The 12,577-nt window shown below is 68.4% G+C and carries 6 protein-coding genes and 1 pseudogene; all 7 read left to right on the top strand.

Annotated features, from left to right (window positions below; genetic code table 11):
* Window positions 1-343, top strand: a pseudogene (locus G6018_RS09700) (hypothetical protein); the annotation flags it as partial.
* A 432-nt stretch (window positions 344-775) separates the two neighbouring features.
* Window positions 776-4,285, top strand: coding sequence for a DNA-directed RNA polymerase subunit beta (locus G6018_RS09695; protein ID WP_179523159.1), 3,510 nt, complete (start codon window positions 776-778; stop codon window positions 4,283-4,285).
* A 123-nt stretch (window positions 4,286-4,408) separates the two neighbouring features.
* Complete coding sequence (locus tag G6018_RS09690) at window positions 4,409-8,368, top strand: DNA-directed RNA polymerase subunit beta' (RefSeq protein ID WP_182639491.1); 3,960 nt, start codon at window positions 4,409-4,411, stop codon at window positions 8,366-8,368.
* A 202-nt stretch (window positions 8,369-8,570) separates the two neighbouring features.
* A complete protein-coding gene (locus tag G6018_RS09685; protein ID WP_182609595.1) occupies window positions 8,571-9,944 on the top strand; it encodes a glycosyltransferase family 4 protein in 1,374 nt (457 codons plus the stop codon).
* Window positions 9,938-10,657, top strand: coding sequence for a class I SAM-dependent methyltransferase (locus G6018_RS09680; RefSeq protein WP_182609596.1), 720 nt, complete (start codon window positions 9,938-9,940; stop codon window positions 10,655-10,657). The genes G6018_RS09685 and G6018_RS09680 overlap by 7 nt, the downstream gene beginning before the upstream one ends.
* 6 nt (window positions 10,658-10,663) lie before the next feature.
* Complete coding sequence (locus G6018_RS09675; RefSeq protein ID WP_179525961.1) at window positions 10,664-11,797, top strand: prenyltransferase; 1,134 nt, start codon at window positions 10,664-10,666, stop codon at window positions 11,795-11,797.
* A gap of 73 nt (window positions 11,798-11,870) precedes the next feature.
* On the top strand, window positions 11,871-12,577 hold a 707-nt coding region (locus G6018_RS09670; RefSeq protein ID WP_182639490.1), incomplete at its 3' end, for an LLM class F420-dependent oxidoreductase.

Here is a 12,577-nt window from a genome sequence, read left to right as displayed (position 1 = left end):
GACCAACGTCCAGCGGCTCGTGGCGATCGATCACGAGACCCTCGACGAGTATCACGATTCCCTGGGGGAATTCCTCACCCCGAAGCTCGTCAACGAGTTGGACGAGAACTGGCCCGCGTTGCGTGACAGCTACGAGCAGTCCGCGACGAGCGTCGACGCAGAGGTCCGCGAGGCCGGTCTCGCCTACCTGCAGGGCGACAAGGCCGAGGTGTTGCTGGTCCAGGATGTGTCGATGACCAGGGACGGCGCGGCTGCGGGAAGTACCAGCGGCACCTATCTCGTCGGTCTGGACAGGATCGACGGCGTGTGGAAACTGTCGAGGATCCCGGATCTGCCCTCCTGACGAGGACTGGTCGGGAACCGATCCGGCAACCGACCGTGCCAGATCCTTGACGAAAGTGCTTTCACCCGTCACCCTTTAGGGGCATGGGGCGAGTGCCGTAGAGGTTGAGTGCGACACGGTCCGGGTGCGACGTCCCGACTGGGAGCCGATGAGGCGAGAGCCACGAGGGCAACCAGCGCAGCGACGGACGACGCGCCCGACATAGAACAGCCTCCGGGGTCGCCCCTGTCGACGGCTGGACTTCCGCGCCGCTATCGACTAGATTAGGTCGTTGCGCTGGCTGCTATTTGCACTCTCGTCCGTCCGTGACGGCTCGTCCCCGGTCCCACCGGGTGTTTTCCGAGTCCTCGATCGGGTCGGATCTGGGTGGATACCCGTCGGCGGACCGCTCGCAGATACATCTGTGGTCACCGCCCGTGGTGATCACGTGAGGTGCTGGAAGGACCCATCTTGGCAGTCTCCCGCCAGACCAAGTCAGTTTCCACCGTTCCCGGTGCGCCCCGGAGGGTCTCGTTCGCGAAACTCTCCGAGCCGTTGCCGGTCCCGGGACTGCTCGACCTCCAGACGGAGTCGTTCGAGTGGTTCATCGGGTCGGAGGAGTGGCAGAAGAGGGCCGCGTCACGCGGCGTCACGAACCTCGAGGGAGGCCTGGAGTCGATCCTCAGGGAGATCTCCCCGATCGAGGACTTCTCCGGATCCATGTCGCTCTCGTTCTCGGATTCGTACTTCGAAGAGGTCAAGGCCTCCATGGAGGACTGCCGCGAGAAGGACCGCACCTACGAGGCGCCCCTGTTCGTCACCGCCGAGTTCGAGAACACCGAGACGGGCGAGATCAAGTCGCAGACCGTCTTCATGGGTGACTTCCCGATGATGACGGACAAGGGCACGTTCATCATCAACGGCACCGAGCGCGTCGTCGTCTCGCAGCTCGTCCGCTCGCCGGGCGTGTACTTCGACCGGAGCCGCGACAAGTCCACGGAGCGCGACGTCCACTCCGTCAAGGTCATCCCGTCGCGTGGCGCGTGGCTCGAGTTCGACGTGGACAAGCGCGACACGGTCGGTGTGCGCATCGACCGCAAGCGCCGCCAGTCCGTGACCGTGCTGCTCAAGGCGCTCGGCTGGACCACCACCGAGATCAAGGAGCGCTACGGCTTCTCCGAGATCATGATGTCCACGCTCGAGAAGGACACGGTCGAGGACACGGACCAGGCCCTGCTCGAGATCTACCGCAAGCTGCGTCCGGGCGAGCCGCCGACCCGCGAGTCCGCGGAGGCGCTGCTGGAGAACCTGTTCTTCAAGGAGAAGCGCTACGACCTGGCCCGCGTCGGCCGCTACAAGGTCAACCGCAAGCTCGGTCTGCCGGATCCCGAGGGTGACGACACCACCACGCTCACGCGTGAGGACATCGCCGCCACCATCGAGTACCTCGTGCGCCTCCACGCGGGCGAGAGCTCGATGCAGGTCGCCGGTGGCCGCGAGGTCCCGGTCGACGTCGACGACATCGACCACTTCGGCAACCGTCGTCTGCGTACCGTCGGCGAGCTCATCCAGAACCAGGTCCGCGTGGGCCTGTCCCGGATGGAGCGTGTGGTCCGCGAGCGGATGACCACGCAGGACTCCGAGGCGATCACCCCGCAGTCGCTGATCAACATCCGGCCCATCACCGCCGCGCTCAAGGAGTTCTTCGGAACCTCCCAGATGTCGCAGTTCATGGACCAGAACAACCCGCTGTCGGGCCTGACCCACAAGCGGCGCCTGTCGGCCCTGGGCCCCGGTGGCCTCTCCCGCGAGCGCGCCGGCCTCGAGGTGCGCGACGTGCACGCCTCGCACTACGGCCGCATGTGCCCGATCGAGACCCCCGAGGGTCCGAACATCGGTCTGATCGGCTCGCTCTCGGTCTACGCCCGGGTCAACCCGTTCGGCTTCATCGAGACCCCGTACCGCCGGGTCGTCGACGGCGCCGTCACCGACCAGGTGGACTACCTGACCGCCGACGAGGAGGACCGCCACGTCGTGGCGCAGGCCAACTCGGAGATCGACGCGGACGGCAGGTTCGTCGAGGACCGCGTCCTCGTGCGCAAGAAGCACGGTGACGTCGAGGTCGTCGCGGGTACGGACGTCGACTACATGGACGTCTCGCCGCGGCAGATGGTCTCCGTCGCCACCGCGATGATCCCGTTCCTCGAGCACGACGACGCCAACCGCGCCCTGATGGGTGCGAACATGCAGCGCCAGTCGGTCCCGCTCGTGCGTTCCGAGGCGCCGCTCGTCGGCACCGGCATGGAGCTGCGCGCGGCCGTGGACGCGGGCGACGTCGTCGTCAACACCCGTGCGGGCATGGTGGAGGAGGTCTCGGCCGACTTCATCACCGTCATGGACGACGACGGTGGTCGTCAGACCTACCGTCTGGCCAAGTTCGCGCGGTCCAACCAGGGCACCTGCTCCAACCAGAAGCCGATCGTGGACGAGGGGATGCGCGTCGAGGCCGGCCAGGTCCTCGCCGACGGACCCTGCACCGAGAACGGTGAGATGGCGCTGGGCAAGAACCTGCTCGTGGCGATCATGCCGTGGGAGGGCCACAACTACGAGGATGCGATCATCCTCTCGCAGCGCCTGGTGGAGGAGGACGTGCTGACGTCCATCCACATCGAGGAGCACGAGATCGACGCCCGCGACACCAAGCTGGGCGCCGAGGAGATCACCCGTGACATCCCCAACGTCTCCGACGAGGTCCTCGCGGACCTGGACGACCGTGGCATCGTGCGCATCGGCGCCGAGGTCCGTGACGGCGATGTGCTGGTCGGCAAGGTCACGCCCAAGGGCGAGACCGAGCTCACCCCGGAGGAGCGCCTGCTGCGCGCCATCTTCGGTGAGAAGGCCCGCGAGGTGCGCGACACGTCGCTGAAGGTGCCCCACGGTGAGTCCGGGAAGGTGATCGGCGTCCGCGTGTTCTCGCGTGACGACGACGACGACCTGCCCCCCGGCGTCAACGAGTTGGTCCGCGTCTACGTGGCGCAGAAGCGCAAGATCCAGGACGGCGACAAGCTCGCCGGCCGCCACGGCAACAAGGGCGTCATCGGCAAGATCCTCCCCGCCGAGGACATGCCGTTCATGCCCGACGGCACGCCCGTGGACATCATCCTCAACACGCACGGCGTCCCGCGTCGTATGAACATCGGTCAGATCATGGAGACCCACCTCGGCTGGCTGGCCAAGGCGGGCTGGGAGGTGCCCCGCGAGGCGGACGGTTCCCTCCCCGAGTGGGCGACCAAGCTGCCGGAGGAGATCTACAGCGTCGAGGCCGGCACCAACACGGCGACCCCCGTCTTCGACGGTGCGGCGGACACGGAGATCACCGGCCTGCTCGGCTGCACCCTCCCGAACCGTGACGGCGAGCGGATGGTCGAGGCCGACGGCAAGGCGACCCTGATCGACGGTCGGTCGGGTGAGCCCTTCCCGTACCCGGTGTCCGTGGGGTACATGTACATCCTCAAGCTGCACCACCTGGTGGACGACAAGATCCACGCCCGTTCCACGGGTCCGTACTCGATGATCACCCAGCAGCCGCTCGGCGGTAAGGCCCAGTTCGGTGGCCAGCGTTTCGGTGAGATGGAGTGCTGGGCGATGCAGGCCTATGGTGCCGCGTACACGCTCCAGGAGCTGCTCACGATCAAGTCCGACGACGTCGTGGGTCGCGTGAAGGTGTACGAGGCGATCGTCAAGGGCGAGAACATCCCGGAGCCCGGGATCCCGGAGTCGTTCAAGGTCCTGCTCAAGGAGCTGCAGTCGCTGTGCCTCAACGTCGAGGTGCTCTCCAGCGACGGCCAGGCGGTCTCCCTGGGCGAGGGCGCCGAGGACGACGACCTCGACCGCACCGCCGCGAACCTGGGGATCAATCTCTCCCGCGACGAGTCCTCGGCGGCAGACGAGCTGGCGCAGTAGGCGCCGGGGGCGTGCACCATCGGCGCCCCGCATCCGACTAATTCAGTTCCACCACGGCGGGCCCCACACCGGCCCCACCCCGCGAGGGGCCCGCCACCATCCCATACGGGAAAGGACGCCTACGTGCAGGACGTCAACTACTTCGACGAGCTGGTCATCAGCCTCGCGACCGCGGAGAACATCCGCAACTGGTCCTATGGCGAGGTCAAGAAGCCCGAGACCATCAACTACCGCACCCTCAAGCCGGAGAAGGAGGGCCTGTTCTGCGAGAAGATCTTCGGCCCCACCCGGGACTGGGAGTGCTACTGCGGCAAGTACAAGCGCGTGCGCTTCAAGGGCATCATCTGTGAGCGCTGTGGCGTCGAGGTGACCCGTGCCAAGGTGCGTCGTGAGCGGATGGGCCACATCGAGCTGGCCGCGCCCGTCACGCACATCTGGTACTTCAAGGGCGTCCCGTCGCGGCTCGGCTACCTGCTGGACCTCGCGCCCAAGGACCTCGACAAGATCATCTACTTCGCGGCCTACGTCATCACCGGCGTGGACAAGGACCTGCGCCACAACGAGCTCAGCACCCTCGAGGCGCAGATCCTCGAGGAGCGCAAGATCATCGAGGACGAGCGGGACTCGGACATCGAGGCGCGCGCCAAGAAGCTCGAGGCCGACCTGGCCGAGCTGGAGGCCGAGGGCGCCAAGGCCGACCAGCGCCGCAAGGTCAAGGACGGCGGCGAGAAGGAGATGAAGAAGATCCGCGAGTCGGCCCAGCGCGAGCTGGACCGTCTCGAGGAGATCTGGACCACCTTCACCAAGCTCGAGATCAACCAGATCATCGTGGACGAGGGCATCTACCGCGAGCTTGAGGACCGCTTCGGCGAGTACTTCGAGGGCGGCATGGGTGCCGAGGCGATCCAGTCGTTGCTGGAGAACTTCGACCTCGCGACCGAGGCCGAGAACCTCCGCGACATCATCCGCAACGGCAAGGGTCAGAAGAAGATCCGCGCCCTCAAGCGACTCAAGGTCGTCTCCGCGTTCCTGCGGTCCGGGAACCACCCGGCCGCGATGGTGCTCGGGGCCGTCCCGGTGATCCCGCCGGAGCTGCGTCCGATGGTCCAGCTCGACGGTGGGCGCTTCGCCACCTCGGACCTCAACGACCTCTACCGTCGCGTGATCAACCGCAACAACCGCCTCAAGCGACTGATGGACCTCGGTGCCCCCGAGATCATCGTCAACAACGAGAAGCGGATGCTGCAGGAGTCCGTGGACGCGCTGTTCGACAACGGTCGTCGTGGCCGGCCCGTCACGGGCCCGGGCAACCGTCCGCTCAAGTCGCTCTCGGACCTCCTCAAGGGCAAGCAGGGCCGGTTCCGTCAGAACCTGCTCGGTAAGCGCGTCGACTACTCGGGTCGTTCCGTGATCGTCGTGGGCCCGCAGCTCCAGCTGCACCAGTGTGGACTGCCCAAGCTCATGGCGCTCGAGCTGTTCAAGCCGTTCGTCATGAAGCGTCTGGTGGACCTCAACCACGCCCAGAACATCAAGTCCGCCAAGCGGATGGTCGAGCGTCAGCGCGACCAGGTGTGGGACGTCCTCGAAGAGGTCATCGCCGAGCACCCGGTGATGCTCAACCGCGCACCCACCCTGCACCGCCTCGGCATCCAGGCCTTCGAGCCGCAGCTCGTCGAGGGCAAGGCCATCCAGCTGCACCCGCTGGTGTGTGAGGCCTTCAACGCCGACTTCGACGGTGACCAGATGGCCGTGCACCTCCCGCTGTCCGCGGAGGCGCAGGCCGAGGCCCGCATCCTCATGCTGGCCTCGAACAACATCCTGTCGCCGGCGTCGGGCCGCCCGCTCGCCATGCCGCGTCTGGACATGGTGACGGGCCTGTACTACCTGACCCGCCTCGACGAGGGCGCCATCGGTGCCTACGTCCCGGCGGCGGAGGACGCCCCGGCCACCGGCGTGTACTCGAACCCGTCCGAGGCCATCATGGCCGTCGATCTGAAGGTGCTGGACATCCACGCGCCGATCCGGGTGCGGATGTCGCAGCAGCGGCCCCCCGCCGAGATCGAGGCGGAGCTGTTCCCCGAGGGCTGGACCCCCGGCCAGGAGTGGATCGCGGAGACCACGCTGGGCCGCGTCATGTTCAACGAGCTGCTCCCGGCGGACTACCCGTTCGTCAACGAGCAGATGCCCAAGAAGCGCCAGGCCGTCATCATCAACGACCTGGCCGAGCGCTACCCGATGATCGTCGTGGCGCAGACGGTGGACAAGCTCAAGGACACCGGTTTCTACTGGGCCACCCGCTCGGGCGTCACCATCGCGATGTCCGATGTGCTGGTCCCGCCGGCCAAGAAGGAGATCCTCGCCTCGTACGACGCCAAGGCGGCGCGACTCGAGTCGCAGTTCGGGCTGGGCAAGATCACCGACGAGGAGCGCAAGAGCGACCTGGTCAAGCTCTGGCAGGAGGCCACCGACGAGATCGGTCAGGCCATGGAGGCCAACTACCCGGACTCCAACCCGATCCCGACGATCGTCAAGTCCGGCGCGGCGGGCAACATGACCCAGATCCGTGCGCTCGCGGGCATGAAGGGCCTGGTGACGCGTCCGAACGGCGAGTTCATCCCGCAGCCCATCAAGTCCTCGTTCCGCGAGGGCCTGACGGTGCTCGAGTACTTCATGAACACGCACGGTGCGCGTAAGGGTCTGGCCGACACCGCGCTGCGTACGGCCGACTCGGGTTACCTCACGCGTCGTCTCGTCGACGTCTCCCAGGACGTCATCGTCCGCGAGACGGACTGTGGCACGAGCAAGGGCATCGAGACGGTCATCGCCCGCCGCGAGGTGGACGCGCACGGCGTCGAGACCGGCGTGCTCTCCCGGGACGAGCACGTCGAGACCTCGACGTTCGCCCGTACCCTCGCGGAGGACGCCGTCGACGCCTCCGGCGCGGTCGTCGTGGCCGCCGGCACCGACCTCGGTGACCCGACGATCGAGGCGCTCATCGCCGCGGGAGTGGAGAAGGTCAAGGTCCGCTCGGTCCTCACCTGCACCACGGGCACGGGAGTCTGCGCCACCTGCTACGGCCGTTCCATGGCGACCGGCCTGCTGGTCGACATCGGCGAGGCCGTGGGCATCGTCGCCGCCCAGTCGATCGGTGAGCCGGGCACGCAGCTGACCATGCGCACGTTCCACCAGGGTGGCGTCGGTGACGACATCACCGGTGGTCTGCCGCGTGTGCAGGAGCTCTTCGAGGCACGCGTGCCCAAGGGCAAGGCGCCGATCGCCGAGGAGGCGGGCCGGATCCGTCTCGAGGAGGAGGAGCGTTTCTACACGATCACGATCGTGCCGGACAACGGTGCGGAAGAGATCGTGTACGAGAAGCTGTCCAAGCGTCAGGGCCTCGCGCACATCATCCTCGAGGACGGGTCGTCCCGTCCGATCGTCGACGGCGACCACCTGGAGCGGGGTCAGGCCCTGCTCGAGGGGCCGGCGGACCCGCACGAGGTGCTGGCGATCCTCGGCCCGAACGGTGTCCAGAAGTTCCTCGTCGACGAGGTGCAGAAGGTCTACCGCGCACAGGGTGTGTCGATCCACGACAAGCACCTCGAGGTCATCGTCCGCCAGATGATGCGTCGCGTCGCGATCAACGAGTCCAACAGCACCGAGTTCCTGCCCGGTGCGCTGGTCGAGCGCGCGGAGCTCACGGCGGAGAACCGTCGCGTGCTCACCGAGGGCGGCTCGCCGGCCTCGGCGCGCCCGGTCCTCATGGGTATCACCAAGGCCTCGCTGGCCACGGACTCGTGGCTCTCGGCGGCCTCCTTCCAGGAGACCACCCGCGTGCTCACCGACGCCGCCATCAACCGGCGTTCGGACAAGCTCGTGGGCCTCAAGGAGAACGTCATCATCGGTAAGCTCATCCCGGCGGGTACCGGCATCAACCGGTACCGCAACTCGACGGTCGAGCCCACCGAGGAGGCCCGCGCGGCCGCCTACTCCATCCCGGACTACGGCGACGGCTTCTACGGTCCCGAGGACGGGTTCGGCGACGCCACCGGCGCGTCGGTCCGCCTGGACGACCTGGGTTACTGACCCGACCCGTCGGGTCGGTCACCGGCCGACCCGAACGAACACCGGACCCCCGGGCGCCCCGAGCGCCCGGGGGTCCGGTGCGTCGGCCCGGCCGTGTCGTCGCTGGCCGCGAACGTGTTCTAGACTTGCTCGATGTGCCCTGAGCCGCCGCGGTCCTCGCGGGCGGTCCGGGGCCGGATGACCGGAAGGGGGCGATCGAGAAGTGCGGATCGCACTGCTCTCGTACAGGAGCAAGCCACACGGCGGCGGGCAGGGCGTCTACGTCCGTCACCTGAGCCGTGAGCTGGCCGCACTCGGCCACACCGTCGAGGTGTTCTCCGGTCAGCCGTACCCGGAGCTCGACCCGGGGCCCACGCTCACCAGGGTGCCGAGCCTGGACCTGTACAACGACGCCGACCCGTTCCGCACGCCGCACCCGCGTGAGATCCGCGACAGGATCGACCTCCTCGAGGTGGCCACCATGTGGACCGCCGGCTTCCCGGAGCCGCGCACCTTCAGCCTGCGCGCGGCGCGGGCGCTCACGCCGCGGTTGGCCGACTTCGACGTGGTGCACGACAACCAGTGCCTCGGCAGCGGCCTGTTGACGCTCGAGGAGGCCGGGTTCCCGGTGGTCGCCACGGTGCACCACCCGATCACCCGGGACCGGGACCTCGCCATGAAAGAGGCCCCGCTGCGCAAGAAGCTCACGACCTGGCGCTGGTTCGGGTTCCTGGGTATGCAGATCCGGGTGTCCCGGAAGCTCGAGGAGATCATCACCGTCTCCAGCAACTCGGCCGAGGACATCGCCTCCGACTTCGGGGTGGACCCGGAGCGGATCGTGACGATCCCGCTCGGTGTGGACACCGACCGCTTCCACGACCGCCGCGACCGCGAGCCCGGACGCCTGGTCTGCGTGGCCAGCGCCGACCAGCCGCTCAAGGGCGTCCCCATCCTGTTGCGGGCGCTGGCGAAGGTCCGCGAGGAGCATCCCGGGGTGCGGCTCACCCTGATCTCCAAGCTCAAGCGGAAGGGGGAGGCCTCCAGGCTGCTGGACTCCCTCGGCCTGCGCGACGCGGTGGACCTGGTGTCGGGGGTCGACGACGACGAGTTGGCCGAGCTCGTGGGCACCGCCGAGATCTCGGTGGTCCCGAGCATGTACGAGGGCTTCTCGCTCCCCGCGGTCGAGGCCATGTCCAGCGGGTGTGCGGTGGTGGCCAGCCGCGCGGGTGCGCTGCCGGAGGTCGTGGGCACCGATGACTCGGCCGCCCGACTGGTCGCACCCGGCGACGTCGACGAGCTCGCCCGCCAGATCAGCGCGCTGCTGTCCGATCCGCTCGAGCGTCGACGACTCTCGCAGGGTGGGCGGGAGCGTGTGATGGAGCGCTACAGCTGGGCCGCCGTGGCCAGGAGGACCGTCGAGGTCTACGAGACGGCGATCGCCAGGGTCCGGGGCGAGACGCTCCCGGACCTGACCGTCGGTCCGGTCATCGGGCCGGACCAGACAGAGATTGACGAGCACGTCACCGACGACGTGCCCGAGGTGCTCCCGGGTTCCGGGGAGTACGACATCCGTGAGCAGGAGGACGCCGCATGCTGACCGCCGATTTCGCCCGTCTCGGGGTCACTCCCGGCATGCGAGCCATCGACGTGGGAGCCGGCCTCGGCCGACACACCTTCGAGCTGTACCGCCGCGGGGCCGACGTGACCGCCTTCGACCAGAACGCGGACGAGATGCGGCAGGTGACCGAGATGCTCGCCGCGATGGAGGCCGAGGGTGAGGGCCTGCCGGAGTCCAGGGGCGAGGCGGTGACCGGCGACGCGCTGAACATGCCCTACGAGGACGGCACCTTCGATCTGGTGCTCATCTCCGAGGTGCTCGAGCACGTCCCGGAGGACACCCGGGCGATCGCCGAGTTGGTGCGGATCCTCAAGCCGGGTGGGGTCGCCGCGGTGACCGTGCCGCGTGAGTGGCCGGAGAAGCTGTGCTGGAAGCTCTCGGACGCCTACCACTCCAACCCGGGCGGGCACTGCCGCATCTACACCGCCGAGGAACTGGGCTTCAAGCTCCGCGCCGCCGGCCTGGAGGTCACCGGCACCGGGTACGCGCACGCGCTGCACGCCCCCTACTGGTGGCTCAAGTGCGCCGTGGGTACGGAGAACGACGACCACCCGCTGCCCAAGGCCTATCACAAGCTTCTGGTGTGGGACCTGATGAAGGGCCCCTGGGTCACCCGGACCGCCGAGAAGCTGCTCAACCCGGTGATGGGCAAGTCCATCGTGTTCTACCTACGCAAGCCCGCGGAGGCCTGATCGTCCGTGCTCACCACCAACTCCGGCGTAGACCGGTCCCGTCCCGTCCCCAGCGTCCCGGGGGTCCTCGACGCCGACGCGGTGCGGGCCACCGGCGAGTGGATCGCCTCCGTGCAGCGACCGAACGGTGAGATCCCGTGGTTCACGGGCGGGCACACCGACCCGTGGGATCACGTGGAGTCGGCCATGGGCCTGTCGGTGGCCGGCCAGTGGGAGGCCGCCGAGAAGGCGTACGGGTTCCTGCGCGACACCCAGCGCGGTGACGGCTCCTGGCCGGTGCGGTGGCAGGACGGCGTGATCGTCGACGCGGACACCGACTCCAACTTCTGCGCCTACGTCGCGGTCGGGGTGTGGCACCACCACCTCGTCACCGCCCGGCCGGGATTCCTGGAGTCCATGTGGCCGACGGTGCGCAGGGCGCTCGACCTGGTCCTGACGTTCCAGGGCCCGGACGGTCAGATGTGGTGGGGTGCCGGTGAGGAGGGCTTCTGTGAGGAGGCGCTCATCACCGGTTCGTCGAGCGTCCACCACGCCCTGCGGTGTGGCGTGGCGATCGCCGAGGAGCTCGGGGGGACGGCCCCGGACTGGGACGCCGCCGCCGACTCCCTCGGACACGCCCTGCGGGCGCACCCCGAGTTGTTCACGCCCAAGACGGAGTTCTCGATGGACTGGTACTACCCGGTCCTCGGTGGGGTGATGGTGGGGGATCAGGCCCAGGACAGGCTGGACTCGCTCTGGGACCGGTTCGTCGTCGACGGCCTGGGTATCCGGTGTGTGGACCACCGGCCCTGGGTCACCGGTGCCGAGACGTGCGAGCTCGTACTCGCGCTCGAGGCCGCCGGGCGGCACGAGCAGGCGCTCCAGCAGTTCACCAACATGCAGCACCTGCGGGACACCGACGGCTCCTACTGGACCGGACTGGTCTTCGCCGACGGCAAGCGCTGGCCGGTGGAGCTGAGCACGTGGACCGGAGCGGTCATGCTGCTCGCGGCGGACGCCCTGTCGCGCACCACTCCGGGCAACGAGATCTTCCGCTACGTCTCGGACCACACCATGCAGCGGTTGCACCTCGCACCGGGTGATCCCGCCGACTGCGCCCCGGGCGAGGAGTGCCCGCCCATCGCGGCCGCCGTGCGCTAGTCTGTCGGGAACTGCCGCTGGACACCTGTCTGGTCAGGTGTCGGCCGGCGGCCCGACCGCACGAGGAGCGCCCATGGAATTCGGACTCACCCTGTTCACCAGCGATCGGGGGATCCGGCCGACCACGGCCGCCGTGGCCGCGGAGAACGCCGGGTTCTCGGCCTTCTACGTCCCCGAGCACACCCACATCCCGGTCCGGCGCGAGGCCGCGCATCCGGGCACCGGTGGGGCCGAGCTGCCCGACGAGCGCTACAGCCGCACGCTCGACCCGTGGGTCGCGCTCGCCGCGGTGTCCTCGGTCACCTCGACGATCCGCCTCGGCACGGCCGTCGCGATCCCGGTCGAGAGCGACCCGATCACCCTGGCCAAGACCATCGCCTCGGTCGACCACCTCTCGGGTGGCCGCACGGTGCTGGGGGTGGGGTACGGCTGGAACCTCGACGAGATGGCGGACCACAACGTCCCGCCCTCGCTGCGCCGCACCATGCTGCGCGAGTACCTCGAGGCCATGCGGGAACTGTGGAGCCGGGACGAGGCCGAGTACCACGGGCGGTTCGTGGACTTCGGTCCCAGCTGGGCCTGGCCCAAGACCGTCCAGGCGGGTGGTCCCCGCACCCTCGTCGGCGCCGCGGGCAACGAGAAGAACTTCAAGTGGATCTGCCGCAGCGCCGACGGCTGGATGACCACCCCGATCTCCCAGGACATCGCGGGAAGCGTCCGGCAGTTGCGGGAGCTGTGGGCGGAGGCCGGTCGCGAGGGGGAGCCGTACATCGTGGTGCT

Origin of the sequence: Dietzia sp. DQ11-44 (assembly GCF_014145205.1) — a bacterium.
In the GTDB taxonomy this organism is placed as follows: domain Bacteria; phylum Actinomycetota; class Actinomycetes; order Mycobacteriales; family Mycobacteriaceae; genus Dietzia; species Dietzia natronolimnaea.
This window is presented reverse-complemented; position numbering and strand designations above follow the sequence as displayed.